The sequence below is a fragment of the Hydrogenophaga sp. L310 genome (assembly GCF_055703065.1).
Genome location: NZ_JBVPZA010000007.1, coordinates 37,590 through 53,153, shown reverse-complemented (window position 1 = coordinate 53,153; position 15,564 = coordinate 37,590). Strand labels below are relative to the sequence as shown.

23 protein-coding genes and 1 pseudogene are annotated in these 15,564 nt (G+C 60.6%); 14 read left to right on the top strand and 10 right to left on the bottom strand.

The window, feature by feature from the left end; translation table 11 throughout:
- Positions 1–5: 5 nt before the first annotated feature.
- The 9 genes from AC0GNO_RS13205 to AC0GNO_RS13165 all read left to right on the top strand — a co-directional run bounded on the left by AC0GNO_RS13205 (position 6) and on the right by AC0GNO_RS13165 (position 6,591).
- Positions 6–2,336, top strand: a complete 2,331-nt coding sequence (locus tag AC0GNO_RS13205) for a heavy metal translocating P-type ATPase (RefSeq protein WP_472904381.1) — start codon at positions 6–8, stop codon at positions 2,334–2,336.
- A gap of 192 nt (positions 2,337–2,528) precedes the next feature.
- Positions 2,529–3,182 carry a cation efflux transmembrane domain-containing protein gene (locus AC0GNO_RS13200; RefSeq protein ID WP_472904257.1) on the top strand — a complete coding sequence of 218 codons (654 nt, stop codon included), beginning with the start codon at positions 2,529–2,531 and terminating at the stop codon, positions 3,180–3,182.
- Entirely contained in the window at positions 3,166–3,552 is a 387-nt protein-coding gene (locus tag AC0GNO_RS13195) for a DUF3703 domain-containing protein (protein ID WP_472904256.1), read from the top strand. Before AC0GNO_RS13200 ends, AC0GNO_RS13195 begins: the two co-directional genes overlap by 17 nt.
- 9 nt (positions 3,553–3,561) lie before the next feature.
- Positions 3,562–3,936, top strand: coding sequence for a hypothetical protein (locus AC0GNO_RS13190; protein WP_472904255.1), 375 nt, complete (start codon positions 3,562–3,564; stop codon positions 3,934–3,936).
- A gap of 95 nt (positions 3,937–4,031) precedes the next feature.
- Positions 4,032–4,556, top strand: coding sequence for a signal peptidase II (lspA, locus tag AC0GNO_RS13185; protein ID WP_305683951.1), 525 nt, complete (start codon positions 4,032–4,034; stop codon positions 4,554–4,556).
- Positions 4,557–4,576: 20 nt separating this feature from the next.
- A complete protein-coding gene (locus AC0GNO_RS13180) occupies positions 4,577–4,969 on the top strand; it encodes a disulfide bond formation protein B (protein WP_472904254.1) in 393 nt (130 codons plus the stop codon).
- Positions 4,966–5,622 carry a DsbA family protein gene (locus AC0GNO_RS13175; RefSeq protein WP_472904253.1) on the top strand — a complete coding sequence of 219 codons (657 nt, stop codon included), beginning with the start codon at positions 4,966–4,968 and terminating at the stop codon, positions 5,620–5,622. Before AC0GNO_RS13180 ends, AC0GNO_RS13175 begins: the two co-directional genes overlap by 4 nt.
- Complete coding sequence (locus AC0GNO_RS13170) at positions 5,619–6,251, top strand: SCO family protein (protein ID WP_472904252.1); 633 nt, start codon at positions 5,619–5,621, stop codon at positions 6,249–6,251. The genes AC0GNO_RS13175 and AC0GNO_RS13170 overlap by 4 nt, the downstream gene beginning before the upstream one ends.
- Before the next feature lie 16 nt (positions 6,252–6,267).
- A complete protein-coding gene (locus AC0GNO_RS13165) occupies positions 6,268–6,591 on the top strand; it encodes a YnfA family protein (RefSeq protein WP_472904251.1) in 324 nt (107 codons plus the stop codon).
- Here the strand turns inward: AC0GNO_RS13165 and AC0GNO_RS13160 are convergent.
- A complete protein-coding gene (locus tag AC0GNO_RS13160) occupies positions 6,566–6,859 on the bottom strand; it encodes a hypothetical protein (RefSeq protein ID WP_472904385.1) in 294 nt (97 codons plus the stop codon). The genes AC0GNO_RS13165 and AC0GNO_RS13160 overlap by 26 nt on opposite strands.
- Here AC0GNO_RS13160 and AC0GNO_RS13155 point away from each other — a divergent pair.
- Positions 6,845–6,916 (top strand): annotated as a pseudogene (locus tag AC0GNO_RS13155) (DsbA family protein); the annotation flags it as partial. The gene AC0GNO_RS13160 and the pseudogene AC0GNO_RS13155 overlap by 15 nt on opposite strands.
- Positions 6,917–6,993: 77 nt before the next feature.
- Positions 6,994–7,284 carry a DsbA family protein gene (locus AC0GNO_RS13150; protein ID WP_472904250.1) on the top strand — a complete coding sequence of 97 codons (291 nt, stop codon included), beginning with the start codon at positions 6,994–6,996 and terminating at the stop codon, positions 7,282–7,284.
- An 88-nt stretch (positions 7,285–7,372) separates the two neighbouring features.
- On the opposite strand, the gene AC0GNO_RS13145 is transcribed toward AC0GNO_RS13150, so the two are convergent.
- From AC0GNO_RS13145 to merT, 4 genes are all read right to left on the bottom strand, one after another.
- The gene (locus AC0GNO_RS13145) at positions 7,373–7,657 is read right to left on the bottom strand and encodes a CopK family periplasmic copper-binding protein (RefSeq protein WP_472904249.1); all 285 of its coding nucleotides are present in this window, start codon (positions 7,655–7,657) and stop codon (positions 7,373–7,375) included.
- Positions 7,658–7,785: 128 nt separating this feature from the next.
- Positions 7,786–8,010, bottom strand: a complete 225-nt coding sequence (locus tag AC0GNO_RS13140; protein ID WP_472904248.1) for a GDCCVxC domain-containing (seleno)protein — start codon at positions 8,008–8,010, stop codon at positions 7,786–7,788.
- Positions 8,007–8,303 carry a mercury resistance system periplasmic binding protein MerP gene (gene merP, locus AC0GNO_RS13135; RefSeq protein WP_472904247.1) on the bottom strand — a complete coding sequence of 99 codons (297 nt, stop codon included), beginning with the start codon at positions 8,301–8,303 and terminating at the stop codon, positions 8,007–8,009. Before merP ends, AC0GNO_RS13140 begins: the two co-directional genes overlap by 4 nt.
- Complete coding sequence (merT, locus tag AC0GNO_RS13130; protein ID WP_472904246.1) at positions 8,303–8,692, bottom strand: mercuric ion transporter MerT; 390 nt, start codon at positions 8,690–8,692, stop codon at positions 8,303–8,305. Before merT ends, merP begins: the two co-directional genes overlap by 1 nt.
- Positions 8,693–8,734: 42 nt before the next feature.
- On the opposite strand from merT, the gene merR reads away from it, so the two are divergent.
- Entirely contained in the window at positions 8,735–9,169 is a 435-nt protein-coding gene (merR, locus tag AC0GNO_RS13125) for an Hg(II)-responsive transcriptional regulator (protein ID WP_472904245.1), read from the top strand.
- Between the two features lie 54 nt (positions 9,170–9,223).
- On the opposite strand, the gene AC0GNO_RS13120 is transcribed toward merR, so the two are convergent.
- The 5 genes from AC0GNO_RS13120 to AC0GNO_RS13100 form a co-directional block, all read right to left on the bottom strand.
- Positions 9,224–9,634 (bottom strand): DUF305 domain-containing protein, encoded by a 411-nt coding sequence (locus AC0GNO_RS13120; protein WP_472904244.1) that lies wholly within the window; start codon positions 9,632–9,634, stop codon positions 9,224–9,226.
- Between the two features lie 212 nt (positions 9,635–9,846).
- Positions 9,847–10,209 (bottom strand): copper-binding protein, encoded by a 363-nt coding sequence (locus AC0GNO_RS13115; RefSeq protein ID WP_472904243.1) that lies wholly within the window; start codon positions 10,207–10,209, stop codon positions 9,847–9,849.
- A gap of 56 nt (positions 10,210–10,265) precedes the next feature.
- Positions 10,266–10,757, bottom strand: coding sequence for a cupredoxin domain-containing protein (locus tag AC0GNO_RS13110; protein ID WP_472904242.1), 492 nt, complete (start codon positions 10,755–10,757; stop codon positions 10,266–10,268).
- Positions 10,758–10,820: 63 nt separating this feature from the next.
- Entirely contained in the window at positions 10,821–12,209 is a 1,389-nt protein-coding gene (locus AC0GNO_RS13105) for a multicopper oxidase family protein (protein WP_472904241.1), read from the bottom strand.
- Positions 12,210–12,239: 30 nt separating this feature from the next.
- Positions 12,240–13,277, bottom strand: a complete 1,038-nt coding sequence (locus AC0GNO_RS13100; protein WP_472904240.1) for a TolC family protein — start codon at positions 13,275–13,277, stop codon at positions 12,240–12,242.
- A gap of 212 nt (positions 13,278–13,489) precedes the next feature.
- On the opposite strand from AC0GNO_RS13100, the gene AC0GNO_RS13095 reads away from it, so the two are divergent.
- Both AC0GNO_RS13095 and AC0GNO_RS13090 read left to right on the top strand, forming a co-directional pair.
- On the top strand, positions 13,490–14,173 hold the full coding sequence (locus AC0GNO_RS13095; protein WP_472890573.1) for a heavy metal response regulator transcription factor: 684 nt from the start codon (positions 13,490–13,492) through the stop codon (positions 14,171–14,173).
- Positions 14,174–14,184: 11 nt separating this feature from the next.
- The gene (locus AC0GNO_RS13090) at positions 14,185–15,561 is read left to right on the top strand and encodes a heavy metal sensor histidine kinase (protein WP_472904239.1); all 1,377 of its coding nucleotides are present in this window, start codon (positions 14,185–14,187) and stop codon (positions 15,559–15,561) included.
- Positions 15,562–15,564: the final 3 nt, after the last annotated feature.

The window sequence follows — 15,564 nt, the reverse complement described above, 5'->3', positions numbered from 1 at the left end:
CGGACATGAATGCACACCAACATCACGGCAGCAGTGCCCCGTCGGAATCGGCCTCACCAACGGACCTGAAGGATCCCGTGTGTGGCATGACCGTCACGGCGCAGTCTGGTCACATGCTGACCCACGAGGGCCGCACCTTCTATTTCTGCAGTGCCAAGTGCCAAGGCAAGTTCGCTGCGAACCCGCTTCAATACCTCGCGCCCAAGCCACTCGCAGAGACCTCTTCAGCGGTAGCCGGTGCGATCTACACCTGTCCGATGCACCCTGAGATTCGCCAGGACCATCCGGGCAATTGTCCCAAGTGCGGTATGACGCTTGAGCCTTTGATGCCGGATCTTGACGACGATGACAACCCTGAGTTGCGTGACTTCCAGCGCCGCTTCTGGTGGACGCTGCCGCTCACGGGAGCGGTCTTCGTGCTCGCGATGTTCGGACATCGCCTGGAGTGGTTCGACATGGGCACCCAGAGCTGGATCGAGCTCGTGCTGTCGGTGCCCATTGTTCTCTGGGCCGGGTGGCCGTTCTTTGTGCGCGGCGTCCAGTCGGTGGTGAACCTCAGTCCGAACATGTGGACCCTGATCGGCTTGGGTACCGGCGCCGCGTTCGTCTACAGCGTAGTGGCCACCGTCGCCCCCCAAGCCTTCCCTGACTCGTTCATCTCAATGGGCCGAGTCGCTGTGTACTTTGAGGCGGCCGCCGTGATCATCTCGCTCACGCTGTTGGGACAAGTGCTCGAACTCAAAGCCCGGTCACAGACCTCGGCGGCTATCAAATCGTTGTTGCGTCTGGCGCCAAAAACCGCCCGGCGCATCCGGGAAGACGGCACCGAAGAGGATGTGCCGCTGACCCATGTGCATGTGGGCGACTTGCTGCGCGTGCGCCCTGGTGAAAAGGTACCAGTGGACGGAGAGGTCACAGAGGGGAGCAGTTCAATCGATGAATCCATGCTCACGGGCGAGCCGATGCCGGTCACCAAACGTGTGGGCGACAAGGTGATTGGCGCCACGCTGAACACCAGTGGTGCGCTGGTGATGAGATCCGAGCGCGTCGGCGCGTCCACCATGCTGTCGCAGATTGTGCAGATGGTGGCCCAGGCCCAGCGGTCCAAAGCGCCCATGCAGCGCATGGCGGACGTGGTGGCTGGTTACTTCGTCATGGCTGTGGTGGGCATTGCCTTGTTGACCTTCTTTGGCTGGGGTCTGTTTGGTCCCGAGCCCAGCTGGGTGTTCGGCCTGATCAATGCGGTCGCCGTACTGATCATTGCCTGTCCTTGCGCGCTGGGTCTGGCCACGCCCATGTCCACCATGGTCGCAACCGGTCGCGGAGCCACTCACGGCGTATTGTTCCGGGACGCGGCGGCCATAGAGAACATGCGCAAGATCGACACCCTCATCATCGACAAGACCGGAACGCTCACAGAAGGTCGCCCGACCTTTGAGCGTGTCGTTCACGCGCCGGGTTTTGATGCCGATGAAGTGCTGCGCCTGGCCGCCAGCCTTGACCAAGGAAGTGAACACCCTCTGGCTGAAACCATCGTGCGCGCCGCCCGCGAGCGCGGTATGGCGCTCGACAAACCTGAGAACTTCGAATCCGGCTCGGGCATCGGCGTGCGCGGGCAGGTGGCCGGACGGGAACTGGCGCTGGGCAACACCACGCTGATGGAGCAGATCGGTGTATCGATCAGTGCTCTGGTGTCGCAGGCCGAGGCCTTGCGCGCAGAAGGTGCCAGCGTGATGCACCTGGCGGTTGATGGACAGCTGATGGGCCTGTTGGCGGTGTCCGATCCGGTCAAGGCCAGCACGCCCGAAGCGCTGGCAACGCTCAAGGCCTCCGGTCTGCGCATCGTGATGGCAACCGGTGATGGACTGACCACGGCCAAGGCAGTTGCAGCGCGCCTGGGCATCGAGGAGGTGCACGGCGAGGTCAAGCCGGCCGACAAGCTGCTGCTGGTGGAGAGACTACAAAAGGAAGGCCGCATGGTGGCCATGGCAGGTGACGGCATCAACGATGCACCGGCACTGGCCAAAGCCGATGTGGGTGTGGCCATGGGTACCGGGACTGACGTGGCGATGAACAGTGCGCAGATCACATTGGTCAAGGGCGATCTGCGCGGGATTGCGATTGCGCGCGCGCTGTCCGAAGCGACTGTTGCCAACATGAAGCAAAACCTGATATTTGCCTTTTTGTACAACGCGCTGGGCATTCCGATTGCGGCCGGCGTGCTGTATCCACTGACAGGCTGGCTGCTGTCGCCGTTGATTGCCGCGCTGGCCATGAGCTTGAGCTCGGTCTCCGTGATTGGCAACGCGCTGCGTTTGCGGCGCGGCAAGCAATGACGCTTCCTCTGTGCTGAAGTTATCTGAATCTTGTGTTGACAGCGGCGACGCCGTCAGCGTTGGCGATGCCAGTTCGTCTCTGAGGCAGAGACTTTAAACCTCAACTTTGCAATTCTTTCCCTCACCTTGAGGGAAGTCATTGACACTGTAGCGACTCCAGGGTTTCCAATGCAGGCATTGAAAGGAAAAACCATGTCTGCCCATTGCTGTGACCACGACACCCCCAAGCCCGAGACGCTCGTCAACCTGCCGCACTACCGCAAGATCCTGTGGATCGCCCTGATCGTCAACGCCGCCATGTTCCTCATCGAGATCGGCGCCGGCGTGCAGGCCGGATCGCTCTCCCTGTTGGCCGACGCAGTGGACTTTGCGGGTGACGCGCTGAATTACGCCGTGTCGCTCGCGGTGCTGGCGTCTGCCCTGGCCTGGCGCGCGCGCGCGGCAATGCTCAAGGCGGTGAGCATGATGGGCTTTGGCCTGTATGTGTTGGGCGCTGCAGTGTGGTCGGTGTGGCACGGTGGCGTGCCGCAGGCCACGACCATGGGCGCGGTGGCGCTGCTGGCGCTGCTGGCCAACGTAGCCGTGGCTTGGATGCTCTACGCCTTTCGTGAAGGCGACGCCAACATGCGAAGCGTGTGGCTATGCTCGCGCAACGACGCCATCGGCAACGTGGCGGTGTTCATGGCCGCGCTCGGCGTGTTCGGCACCGGCTCCGCCTGGCCCGACTTGTTGGTGGCCAGCCTGATGGCGGCGCTGGCGCTGCATGGCGGGTGGACGGTGATGCGGCAGGCGCGGGGTGAACTCGGTGATGACAGCGCAAAGGACCACCATGGCCACGTTCACTGAGCCACCGTCCACTCGCCGGTTCGATGAGACGACCCATGCCCGATTGATGCACGAGGCGAAAAAGGCGAGTTCCAGTGAACAAGCCTGGTTGTACCTGGAGGCAGCGCATTTGGTGGGGCAGCTCCACATCAGGCCGCACTTGCAGACGCACGCGCACATGCTGCGGCTGGCCTGGCGCACGCGCGACTGGTCTGAGGCCGCAGGTCAGGTGCTCCGCCTGGCCTTGGTGCCCTTTGGCCACTTGAGCGGGCGCTTGCCGCTGGGCAACCCGGGTCGATCCACCGTGAGCGCCTTCGAGCCGCTTCCGGTGCGCCCGGAGCTGGCCGGCTTGATCGCCCAGGCACGTACCGGTGAAACGCCCGCCGCATAAAATCTATCCATGCGTGTTTTTTTGATCCTGCTGATGTTTGCGCTGCTGCCGTTGCAGTTCTCTGCAGCTGCGGCGACCGAGTGCTGCGGCCACGTTGCAGTGGCCCAAGGGTTTCAAGTCCAGCACCATCAGCCCACGCATCTGTTGCCGATTCAAGGTGCAGACGATCTAACTGCCAACGAACTGGGGTTTGATCTTGACTGCGGAACCTGCCACGCCAACTGCGCTGCCGCTGTGATGGAAACTGTAGCGACCATGGCCGACCCTGCGGGCATCAAGTTGGTCGCACATCTCGTCGAACTGATCCTGCCGCCCTGGCATGAGCGACCCTACCGTCCCCAATGGTCTGCCCCGAAACATTCGGGGCTGAACCGGTCCGTCTGACGCGCTGACGGGCACCTCTTCCCCGATCCCCTGGCTTCAAGTGGCCGCCGTCGCACACGGTGGCCATCCCCGGATCGTTTTGGAAGGACTCTCACATGAATGTTCGCTGGACCCAGCGAAACCCGCGATGGACGTGGCTTGCTGCCGTCGCGGTGCTTTTGTTTGCTGATCAACTCAGCAAATCGTACTTCTCAACCACCCTTGACCTCGGTGAAGCCATCAAAGTGACCGAGTGGTTCAACTTTGTGCATGTGCTCAACACGGGTGCGGCCTTCTCGTTGCTGGCCGATGCAGGTGGCTGGCAACGCTGGTTTTTCATCGGCGTGACAGCGCTGGTGGTGGGAGTTGTCTCTGTGCTCTGCCTTGCACGGCAGGCCGAACCGCTGGATCGGTGGGTCGGCGTATTTGTGGTGGGCGGTGGCGGCGGCAACCTCGCGGATCGCGTCCAGATCGGCGCCGTGGTGGACTTCCTTGACTTTCACTGGCGCAGCATCCATTGGCCGGCTTTCAATCTGGCTGATATCTTCATCGTGTGCTCCATGCTGGTCTGGTGCTTCGCATCACTGAAATCGCCACCACGCAAAACGACCAGCAAGACGTCTGAGGAGCTGCCCTCATGAAGCGGGGTTGGTTCTGGATCATGGCCGCCTGGGCCTTGGCCCTGGTCTCAACGCTCGGCGCGCTCTTCATCGGTGAAGTCATGGGCATGACGCCCTGTCTGCTGTGCTGGTACCAGAGGATCTTCATGTTCCCGCTGGCACTCATCCTGGGCATGGCCGCCTTCGCTGAAGACCGGAGGGGTGCCGTCTATGCGCTGCCGTTGGCGCTGGGTGGCGCAGCCATGGCCGGCTACCACTCCGCGCTGATCGCCGGCTGGGTGCCGAAGTGGTGGGTTCCCTGTGGCACCGGACCCTCGTGCAGCGAACAAAGTCTGGAGATTCTGGGCGGCATCCAAATTCCCTGGTTGTCACTCGCATCCTTCGTCGCCATCGTCATTCTGCTTTTTATTTACTTGAGAAAGACCCGTTCATGAACGCCAAAAAATTCACCGTCATTGGTCTGGTGGCCATCGTTGCCCTGTTCTTCTACCTGGGCATGAACGCCTATCAGAAGCGCGTTCAGAACGCACAGGAAGTGCAGGTCAAGGCCGAGCAGACCCGTCTTGTGCGCATGCACTCGCCGGTGTTTGGCCCCCAAGGTGCCCCGGTCACCATCGTCGAGTTCTTCGACCCCGCCTGTGAGACTTGCCGTGCCTTCTATCCCATCGTCAAGAACCTGATGGCGCAATACCCCAACGACGTGCGACTGGTGATTCGGTATGCACCTTTTCACCAGGGCTCGGATCAGGTGGTCAAGTTGCTGGAGTCTTCCAAGAGCCAGGGCAAGTACCAGACGGTGCTGGAGGCCGTGCTCGTCGCACAGCCCACTTGGGCGGATCATGGTCAGCCCAACATCGAGACTGCGTTCAAGGTGGCCGAGCAGGCAGGGCTGGACCTCGTGAAAGCGCGCCAAGACATCGAGAAGCCCGGCATGCAGTCCTTGTTGCAGCAGGACATCGAAGACCTCACCGCGCTGCAGGTCACCAAAACGCCCACCTTCTTTGTCAACGGCCGCAGCTTGCCGAGCTTCGGACCCGACCAGTTGGCCGCCTTGGTGGCAGAAGAAGTGGCCAAGGCAAAGAAATGACCGACATCGCACACGCATCTCTCCCCAGCCGTCGCAAGTTACTGGCACTGAGCGGAGCTTGGCTCGTTGCCAGTGGGTTGTTGGTCGGTTGTTCGCCCAAGGCCCCTACTTTCCAGAGCACGGACATCACCGGCGCTACTTTTGCACAAGACCTGAAGCTGACCGATCACATGGGACAGGTGCGCACCATGGCTGATTTCCGTGGCAAAGCGGTGGTGGTCTTTTTCGGCTTCACGCAGTGCCCCGATGTGTGCCCAACCTCCATGACCACCCTGGCCGAGGTCAAGCGCCTCATGGCTGATCAGGGCCAGAAACTGCAGGTACTGTTCATCACCGTGGACCCTGAGCGTGACACGCTGCCTCTGCTCAAGGAGTACATGACCAACTTCGATCCGACATTTCTGGCGCTTCGCCCCGAGCCGTCCGAGCTGAAGGCCGTGGCGGACAGTTTCAAAATCTACTACCGCAAGGCCGAGGGCAGCACGCCGACGTCGTACACGATGGACCACTCGGCGGGCAAGTATGTGTTTGACCCCGAGGGCCGGGTAAGACTGTTCTCCAGCTACGGCACGGAACCTGGTGTGATCGCGCAAGACATCCTCACGCTGTTGAACTCCATGGAGGGTTGAACGACCCCATGCCACCATGAAAACACTTCTGCTCTACCTTGTCACTGCCATCGCCGAGATCGTCGGTTGTTACTTGCCGCTGCTGTGGCTGCGCGGCGAGGGCTCGGGCTGGTGGCTGTTGCCCGCCGCTGCGTTGAGCCTGGCCACCTTTGCCTGGCTGCTCACCCTGCACGCCGCGCCATCGGGACGGGTGTACGCGGCTTATGGCGGGGTTTATGTGGCCGTGGCGCTGGCATGGCTGTGGTCGGTGGACGGCGTGCGCCCAAGCCGCTGGGATGTGGCGGGCGTGGCCGTGACCTTGGCGGGCATGGCAATCATTGCGTACCAACCACGAACATGAGACCCGACACGATGCGACCGCCAGGGCGGCCATTCTGAAACGCCTTTCGCCTTTCGCCATTCGCCTTTCGCCATTCGCCATTCGCCATTCGCCATTCGCCATTTGACATGTTGGGGAAATACGCATGACGCGCCGTCACCTTGTTTTTTTGTCGGCACTGGCTTCGCTCGCGGTATTTGCCGCCGCCGTCTTCCTGTACCAGCGACACATCCTGCAGCTTGCGACCGTTCAGGCCTCGGAGCAGGCCGGAGCAATGGTCCGGCCGCACTCGCCCATCATTGGTCCGGTGGCAGCGCCGGTCACGATCGTGGAGTTTTTTGACCCTGCATGCGAAGCTTGCAAGGCGTTCTATCCCCGGGCCAAAGACATTCTCGCGGCATTTCCGCGCGAGAGTTCGAACCCGTGCTCGAAGCGTTGCTGGATGGTCAACGCGCGTGGACGGGTCAAGGCGCAAACGCATCACCGCGTGCATGGGCGATTGCGCAATCGGCGGGTCTCGATATTGAGGAGGCACGCAGGTACATCGCCGCTGGTTCGGTGGACATTTTGCTGGCGCAAGACGTAATTGACTTGAAGGCGATCGGGGTTCGAGCCACCCCGACCTTCTTCGTCAATGGGAAACCACTCGCTTCGACCGACCCGGACCAGCTCTACGAGATGGTCAAGAACGAGGTGGAGCGGTTTCGAAAGTAAAGATGGCTCTGGGTGTTACCGGTCCTGTCCGATGTCTTGTTCATTTGGCGGCTATACCCATGGCCAGTGATGGTCGTCGCTTTGAACCTCAATTGCTGTGTCCCTTGTTCAACAGGGAACTCAGACGCGCAACTTCGTTGCCCATCGTCGTGATGCTTTTGCCATCGGCGGTCTGGACGACTTGACCCTTGCTAAGGTGAGTCACGCTTCCAAACTTGCTTTCCTTGGCCATCAGTCCGTCCTTGAAGACGTAGAGCGTCTCACCGTTCTGCAGTGCGATGACCTGCTTGGCCTCGGACCTGGCTGCGTCCATCGCGAATGCCGGGGCGAATGCTGCCAATGAGAGGACGAGGATGCTGAGCTTGCGAATCATGGGGTGTCTCCTTCAAGAACAAATCACATCGTTCGACTGAATCAATGCGGTACGAGGTACAAGTTCAATGTAGTGAGATGCCCATGACCGGCAGCTTGCGAATGCATTACATCTTGGTCAGCGCAAAGTCAGCAGGCCCTCTCGCAACCCGATTGGTCTACTCCTTGAATTGGTGGACACGGCACCGTTCCGTAACTACAGAACACGCAGCAGTTACCCGTCTTCGGCCGAAGGACCACGTGGCATGCTTCGCACTCATAGAACCATTGGCAAGCATCGGTGGGCATGACTTCAGCCCTGCCGTGTCCACACTCAGGACAGGTCAACACCGACGTCAGGAGCACTTCGGTCAAGGCTTGACTCCCGTGACGGTTGACGGGAAGCCAGCGTCCTTGGTCGCCCGGGTCAGAGCGTCCAATGAAACCTTGGTGTCGTCATAAACCACCGAGGTCTCCCGCCTGCCCAGATTGGACTTCACCTCGACCACTCCACTCAGTTTCGTCAACGCCTTCTTGACCGTGATCGGGCAGGTGGCACAGGACATACCGGGGACGGATAGAGTGACGGTTTTCTGCGCTGCCCATGCAAGCGGACTCAGCACAAATCCGACAGCAATCAAGATGTGTTTCACAGCCAGGCTTTTCATCAATAGAACCAGTGAGCTATCAGCGGGAATGCCATTGCGGTGGTGAGCAGCAGCACCACGACACCGAACAGCAGTTTGTAGATGCGGTTGATGCGGGGAATCGCACACACCTGACCTGGTTCGCAGGCAGCCGTTGGCCTCCAGATGCTTCTTGCCGCAAAGAACAGCGCCGCCAGCGAAACACCCATGAACAGCGGTTGATAGGGCTCCAAGGCCGTGAGATGCCTGATCCAGGCGCCCGAGGTGCCTACCAGGATCAACACCAGTGGGCCCAGGCAGCAGGCCGATGCAAAGAGGGCTGCAAGACCACCAGCCAGGAGGGCTTTGCCCCCCTGTTCGATCGCGGGACTGGAGGTGGGTGTGCTCGGGGTGGTGGAGTGTGCTGGCATGAGATAACCTTAAAGCCGTACCCAAGTACGGAGTCAAGTGACATGAGCGAGATCCACACACCTTCCGACCCCAACATGACGATTGGCGGATTGGCCAAGGCAGCCGAAGTCAATGTGGAGACCATCCGCTTCTACCAGCGAAAGGGATTGATGCCTGAGCCGCTCCGCCCATCCGGCGGGATTCGGCGCTACGCAGAAGCTGACCGTTCTCGCCTTCATTTCATCAAGTCGGCGCAGCGCCTCGGATTCAGCTTGGACGAGATAGCCGAGCTGCTGCAACTCGACGATGGCACCAGCTGTGTTCAAGCCCGAACCAAAGCACAGGCCAAGCTTGCGGATGTGAAGAGCAGGCTTGAGGACCTGCACCGGATTGAAGGAGTGCTTGAGGGATTGATTCGACTCTGCGGAGCATCCAGTGGCAAGGTGCGATGCCCGCTGATTGCAGCCTTGAAGACCGACGCTTCGTTGAGTGCTTGAGCCAGCGCTTATGCGTATGTCAGCAGCACCGCCGCTTTGCCCTTGCCACACAGATCACTTCTGCTTGGCGAGCCACTTGTCGAACTGAGCGATCTCTTTCTTCTGCGCCACGATGATCTGCTTTGCCATGGCCTTCATCTCGGGTGACTTGCCGGTCTTGAGCTGCATCTCAGCTATGTTCAAAGCTTGCTGGTGATGAATTTTCATCATCATCGCGAAGTCCTTGTCGGTATTGCCCGACATGGGCATCTTTTGCATTTCCTCCATGCCCATCATCATGGAACCTTTCATGTCGTGTGCACCTGTGGCGCCTTTGTGCATATCGGACATGGGCGTCGTCGCTGGGCCTGTGGCTGGCGAGGACTGAGCATGCGCCGACATCGACATGAGCACAGTCAGCGAAACGGCACACAGAGCCTTGACAGGGACAGTGGTGAAGCGTTTTGTGGTGGATTGATGGTTCATGTGACTTCCTTGAAGCTACCCGAAGGCGGGTTCATCATCATCGACATCGATGCTCGGATTGACTGTGCGCCAACGTACGCCTGCCCATGGGTTGCGAGGCTGTGTCGGGCCGGTTTCACATAGCAGGGAGGACGTCACCCATACAAAAAAGGGATCGGTCATCACAACCGATCCCTTCACCACAACCGACCCATAGGATCGGATTGGCTCAATCACTTCATCGCTTTGATGTCGGTAACGACCATCTTGCCGGCGTCCTGAATGACGATGAACTGGATCTTCTCGCCCACCTGGACTTTGTCCAGCATGGTCTTGTCCTTGACGTTGAAAACCATAGACATCGGAGGCATGTCCATGTGCTTGATCTCGCCATGCTTGATCGTGACCTTGCCGTTCTCCTTGTCGATCTTGCGAATTTCGCCGTCGGTCATGCCGGGTGTCGCCGCCATGCCCATCTTGCCCTGATCCATTCCCATCTTTCCTTGGTCCATGGTCATTTGAGCCAGCGCGGGTCCAGCGAAGGCAAAGGAAAGGGCGACCGCTGATGCGGCCAGACTCAGGTTCAGTGTTTTCATGAGATGTTCCTTCAATCAGATGTGGCTGTGGGTTGCAAGAATGGTGCTCTTTAAGCTTATTTGGTGGTCACTTTGATCTGGCCCTTCATGCCGGCGTCGTAGTGTCCGGGGTGAAGGCAGGCGAAATCAACGACGCCACCTTTCGTGAAACGCCAAATGACCTCACCCTTTTGCCCTGGCTTCAAGGAAATCTTGTTGGCCTCATCATGTTCCATGCCGGGAAACTTTTTCATCACTTCGTAGTGCTCCTTCAACTCCTTCTCCGTGCCCAAGCTGAACTCGTGCGGCACCTTGCCGGAGTTGGTGACGACGAAACGGACGGTTTCCCCCTTCTTGACGTCCACCAGTGCTGGCGTGAACCGCATGCTGTCGGCAGCGTCGACCTGAATGGTGCGGGACGCTTTACTGGCGACGCCGGGCTCACCGATGGGCGATTCGTTGTGGCCGCCGCCGTGCGTGCCCGCCGCTGTGGCGGCTGACGTGGCTAGAAGGGCGGCAACGAACAAAAGGCTCGAACGCTTGGAAAGTGGGACTTGGGTGAAGATCATGTGAACTCTCTGGATTGGTGGGTTGAGAAAGCAAGTGGGAGAAATGTGTAAAGACGGCTTGGTTCAGTGCTGCATGCCTTTGCCCATGGGCTTGACCGCTGTGCCCATCGCCGGGGTTGTGTCTGCACTTGCCTTGGGCCTGACGGCGGGCAAGGGCGCACCGGTCCATTCGTGCGCAACAGTGCCTTCGGGGAACTTGTACGGGCCAGGGTCTTTGTAGTCGCCCGGCTTCTGGTCCTTGCGCACCTTGAACACGGTGAACATGCCGCCCATCTCCAACGGGCCGAACTGGCCCGTGCCGGTCATCATGGGCGCAGTGTTGTCCGGAATGGGCATCTGCATCTCGCCCATGTCGGCCATGCCGCGCTCGCCCATCAGCATGTAGTCGGGCACCACCTTCTGGATCTTGTTGACTAGGCCGCGGTGGTCCACGCCGATCATCGTGGGCACCGCATGGCCCATGGCGTTCATGGTGTGGTGGCTCTTGTGGCAGTGCATGGCCCAGTCCCCTTCTTCGTCGGCGATCAGCTCGATCTGGCGCATCTGGCCCACGGCCACGTCGGTGGTCACTTCGTACCAGCGCGTGCTGGGTGGCGTCGGGCCGCCGTCGGTGCCAGTCACCAGAAACTCGTGCCCGTGCAGGTGGATAGGGTGGTTGGTCATGGTCAGGTTGCCCACACGAATGCGCACGCGGTCGTTCAGCCGCACGTTGAGCGTGTCGATGGCCGGGAATACCCGGCTGTTCCAGCACCAAATGTTGAAGTCCAGCATCGTATTGATCTTGGGCGTCTTGCTGCCCGGCTCGATGTCAAACGCGTTGAGCAGGAAGCAGAAGTCGCGATCCACCTCGCTGATGTGGGGATGCTTGCCCTTGGGGTGGGTGACCCACATGCCCATCATGCCCATGGCCATCTGGACCATTTCGTCCGCGTGCGGGTGGTACATGAAGGTGCCAGGGCGGCGCGCCTCGAATTCATACACGAAGGTCTTGCCCACAGGGATGGCGGGCTGGTTGAGGCCACCCACACCGTCCATGCCACTGGGCAGGCGCTGGCCGTGCCAGTGAATGGTGGTGTGCTCGGGCAGCTTGTTGGTGACGAAGATGCGCACGCGGTCGCCCTCGACCACTTCGATGGTCGGGCCCGGGCTCTGGCCGTTGTAGCCCCACATGTTGACCTTGAAGGCCGGTGAGACCTCGCGCACCACGGGTTCTGCCACCAGGTGGAATTCCTTGACGCCGTTGTTCATCTTCCAGGGCAGGGTCCAGCCGTTGAGCGTGACCACCGGGTTGTAGGGCCGGCCGGTGGTGGGCACCAGCGGCGGCGCTGTGTCCACGGACGTTTGGTAGACAGGTTCAGGCAGGGCGGCCATGGCAGAGCGCGCGACGGCAAGACCTGCCACCGAAGCGGCAGCACCCGCGAAAAACTGACGACGTGAATTGAGGAGACTCATGTTGGTTTTCTTTCAATGCGTTCGATTCGATCAGTGGCCAGCGGCAGCAGCGGGCTCACCGCCTCCGCCGCCCAGAGAGACAAAGCTGTCGGGCGCACCGCCTTGAAGGACCCACTGCAGATCGGTCTCTGCGATCCAGAAGTCCCGCTGCGCCTCGATGGCACTGGCCACCGCTTGGGACTGGCTGGAAACCTCACCCAACAAGTCCCACACGCTCTTGAGCATGCCGTTGTAGTGAAGAACGGTTTCTTCGGTGATGAACTCGCGAACCTTCAGGACCTCGTCGCGTGAACTCAAGGCCAGGGCGTGGCTGGCCAGGTAGGCCTGGCGGGCAAGGCGAGCGTTGGCGTCATTGCGCATGCCCTCGGCTCGCGGCAGTTGTGCCGCAATGGCCTCCGCACGCGCATCGAGCACCTGCGGCGACAGCGCCTGGGCGGGCATGTCTGGCAAACGGTCGGGCAAGGTGACGGCGGAATGCACACCCGTGAGACCCAATGTCTTGATGAGCGTGGCCTCCGCTTGGGTAGCTGCGTGCTGGGCGCGGCGCACATTCATCTGGGCAGAGGACTGCGCCAGCTGAACCTGGGCTTGTTGAAGCTTGCTCCAGTTGCCCACGCTCACCATGCGACGACCCAACTCGTTACCGGCTTCGGCAGCGTCCAGTGTGTCGCGGTGCTGCTTGAGCACCTGGCGGGCCGCGACAGCTTGAATCCACGCCTTGCGGCCCTGTGCAGCCACCTCCAGCAGTTCGCCGAAGTCGTCCACCTTGCGCTGCCAGACCGGATCGACATCTGACCACTGGCCTTTGGCGATCAGATCCACGTTGGCCGCACCAATTCTGTTCATCGGTTTGACCAGCCCACGGTGAAACAACCAGGCCTGCCGGACGGCGTCTTCGGGGGACATGAGGCTCAGCCGGGCAGCAGCTGATGCCTCGGGCTGCACGACGGGTGTGTTCTGTTTCTCCCACTTGAGAATGTCGGCATGGCCGCGTTTGAACTGGCCGACCGCGTCGTTGGCTTCGCGCCAGTTCTTTTCGGCGGGCGCCGGTGCAATCTGGGCCGACACCACCAAAGGCAGCGCCAGAACGCTTATTGCAATGGCCCGCAGTGCTGAGGAAGGGTAACGTCGATGAATCACTGATTTGCTCCTGTTCGGCTGTTTCAAGCTGGGGGCAGTGTGCAAAAGGCCACCCGTCACGAACCTGTCGGTTTCATTACAAAGTTGTCAGGTTCGGTTGCAATGGGCCGCTGGCAGTGAAAATCGCCGCAGGAGTGAACGTGAAAATCTTGATTGTTGAAGACGAACGCAAAACGGGTGAGTACCTGTCCATGGGGCTGCGCGAGGCGGGCTACGCGGTTGAGCTGCTCAACAACGGTGTGGACGGATTGCACCAGGCGCTGGAGGGCGACCACGACCTCATCATTCTGGACGTCATGCTGCCCGGCATGGACGGCTGGCAGGTGCTCAGAGGTCTGCGTGCCCAGGGTCGAGAGATGCCGGTGCTCTTCCTGACCGCCAAAGATCATGTGGACGACCGCGTCAAGGGTCTGGAGCTCGGAGCGGACGACTATCTGGTCAAGCCGTTTTCGTTCTCCGAGCTGTTGGCCAGGGTGCGCACCATCTTGCGCCGTGGGCGCTCGGGTATGGAGCCAACCACCCTGCAGGTCGCGGATCTGGAGCTGGACCTGCTGCGCCGTCGGGTCACCCGCGCGGGCAAGCGCATCGACCTGACCGCCAAGGAGTTCGGCTTGCTCGAATTGCTGATGCGCCGCAAGGGTGAGGTGTTGCCACGCTCGCTGATCGCCTCCCAGGTGTGGGACGTCAACTTCGACAGCGACACCAACGTCATCGAGGTGGCCATGCGCAGGCTTCGTGTCAAGGTGGACGACGGGTTTGAGTGCCGCCTGTTGCAGACGGTTCGAGGCATGGGTTACGTGTTGGAAGTGCCGGAGCACTCCTGATGATCCGGCGCTTGACCCTCACCGCACGACTCACCTTTCTGTACACCCTGGTATCGGCTGTGGTGCTTCTTGGCCTTGGCGTCTTGGTGGCGTGGTCCACCCATTTGCACTTCATTGACCTTGACCGCGACTACCTGCTGGACAAGGTGCAGCTCATCGAGAAGATCGTCGATGAAACGCCAGAGCCAGCCGAACTCGCGGCCAAGCTGGATGTATCGCTTAACAGCCATCAAGGCCTTTTCATCTCAATTACGCGCGGTGACGAACAGCTGTTTGGAAAAGGCGGCATCACGTTTCCAGCAGAACTCTCTGCGCGAAGCGCCGCAGATCAGCCCATGGACTGGACCGATGGTGAGCGGCAACTGCGAGGCATGAGCACTGAGATTTCCTCAGCGCAGATGCCCGGCGGATTGAGCAGTCCAGGTCAGAGCATGCGCCTGACGCTCGCGCTGGACACGCAGCACCACACCCATTTCATGCAGATGCTGCGCCAACAGTTGGCGGTCTATGTCCTCTTGGCCACCCTGCTCAGCGGCCTCCTGGGGTGGTGGGCAGCCCGCAGCGGTCTGGCCCCGCTGAGGACCATGAGAGAGCGCGCGCTCAAGGTCACGGCCCACAAGCTCGACGAGCGCATGCCAATCGACGCTGTGCCCGTGGAGATGGCAGAGCTGGCTCGCAGCCTCAACACCATGCTGGAGCGTCTGCAGCAGGATTTTTCAAAGCTCATGGAGTTCTCAAGCGACATTGCCCACGAACTGCGCACGCCCATCAGCAACCTGCTGACACAGACCCAAGTGTCGCTGTCGCAGCACCGTGATCCAGATACCTACCGCGACATCCTCGCCTCCAACGCCGAGGAGTTCCAGCGCTTGGCGCGCATGGTGTCCGACATGCTGTTTCTGGCGAAGACGGACCACGGCATTCAGCTGCCGAATCGCGAAGACGTCGCACTGGAAGAGGAGGCAAAGAGCCTTCTGGATTTCTACGATGCGGTCGCCGAGGACAAAGAACTTCGCCTTCGGGTGGTGGGAGCGGGTAGCGTGGTGGGTGATCGACTGATGATTCGGCGAGCCATCAGCAACTTGCTGTCCAACGCACTGAGGCACGCGCACCCTCACACCGAGGTTGAACTGACCGTTGAGTCTGAGGGAGATGGTATCAACCTGTGTGTCACGAACACCGGCGACCCGGTTGAAGCTGTCGATCTGCCGCGCCTGTTTGACCGGTTCTATCGCGCGGACAAGGCACGCGCACACCCCTCATCCGATGGCGCGGGCTTGGGTCTGGCCATCACCAAAGCCATCATGCTCGCTCATGGCGGCAGCGTTGCCGTCACATCGGTGGCAGGAAGGACGCGGTTCTGTTTGCACTTCGTATCTCAGCCGTGACCT

What these genes read in the sequence shown, in the direction of transcription:
- AC0GNO_RS13205 (WP_472904381.1), top strand. Translation starts at nt 6, where the DNA reads ATGAATGCACACCAACATCACGGCAGCAGTGCCCCGTCGGAATCGGCC.
- AC0GNO_RS13200 (WP_472904257.1), top strand. Translation starts at nt 2,529, where the DNA reads ATGTCTGCCCATTGCTGTGACCACGACACCCCCAAGCCCGAGACGCTC.
- AC0GNO_RS13195 (WP_472904256.1), top strand. Translation starts at nt 3,166, where the DNA reads ATGGCCACGTTCACTGAGCCACCGTCCACTCGCCGGTTCGATGAGACG.
- AC0GNO_RS13190 (WP_472904255.1), top strand. Translation starts at nt 3,562, where the DNA reads ATGCGTGTTTTTTTGATCCTGCTGATGTTTGCGCTGCTGCCGTTGCAG.
- lspA (WP_305683951.1), top strand. Translation starts at nt 4,032, where the DNA reads ATGAATGTTCGCTGGACCCAGCGAAACCCGCGATGGACGTGGCTTGCT.
- AC0GNO_RS13180 (WP_472904254.1), top strand. Translation starts at nt 4,577, where the DNA reads ATGGCCGCCTGGGCCTTGGCCCTGGTCTCAACGCTCGGCGCGCTCTTC.
- AC0GNO_RS13175 (WP_472904253.1), top strand. Translation starts at nt 4,966, where the DNA reads ATGAACGCCAAAAAATTCACCGTCATTGGTCTGGTGGCCATCGTTGCC.
- AC0GNO_RS13170 (WP_472904252.1), top strand. Translation starts at nt 5,619, where the DNA reads ATGACCGACATCGCACACGCATCTCTCCCCAGCCGTCGCAAGTTACTG.
- AC0GNO_RS13165 (WP_472904251.1), top strand. Translation starts at nt 6,268, where the DNA reads ATGAAAACACTTCTGCTCTACCTTGTCACTGCCATCGCCGAGATCGTC.
- AC0GNO_RS13145 (WP_472904249.1), bottom strand. Translation starts at nt 7,657, where the DNA reads ATGATTCGCAAGCTCAGCATCCTCGTCCTCTCATTGGCAGCATTCGCC.
- merP (WP_472904247.1), bottom strand. Translation starts at nt 8,303, where the DNA reads ATGAAAAGCCTGGCTGTGAAACACATCTTGATTGCTGTCGGATTTGTG.
- merT (WP_472904246.1), bottom strand. Translation starts at nt 8,692, where the DNA reads ATGCCAGCACACTCCACCACCCCGAGCACACCCACCTCCAGTCCCGCG.
- merR (WP_472904245.1), top strand. Translation starts at nt 8,735, where the DNA reads ATGAGCGAGATCCACACACCTTCCGACCCCAACATGACGATTGGCGGA.
- AC0GNO_RS13120 (WP_472904244.1), bottom strand. Translation starts at nt 9,634, where the DNA reads ATGAACCATCAATCCACCACAAAACGCTTCACCACTGTCCCTGTCAAG.
- AC0GNO_RS13115 (WP_472904243.1), bottom strand. Translation starts at nt 10,209, where the DNA reads ATGAAAACACTGAACCTGAGTCTGGCCGCATCAGCGGTCGCCCTTTCC.
- AC0GNO_RS13110 (WP_472904242.1), bottom strand. Translation starts at nt 10,757, where the DNA reads ATGATCTTCACCCAAGTCCCACTTTCCAAGCGTTCGAGCCTTTTGTTC.
- AC0GNO_RS13105 (WP_472904241.1), bottom strand. Translation starts at nt 12,209, where the DNA reads ATGAGTCTCCTCAATTCACGTCGTCAGTTTTTCGCGGGTGCTGCCGCT.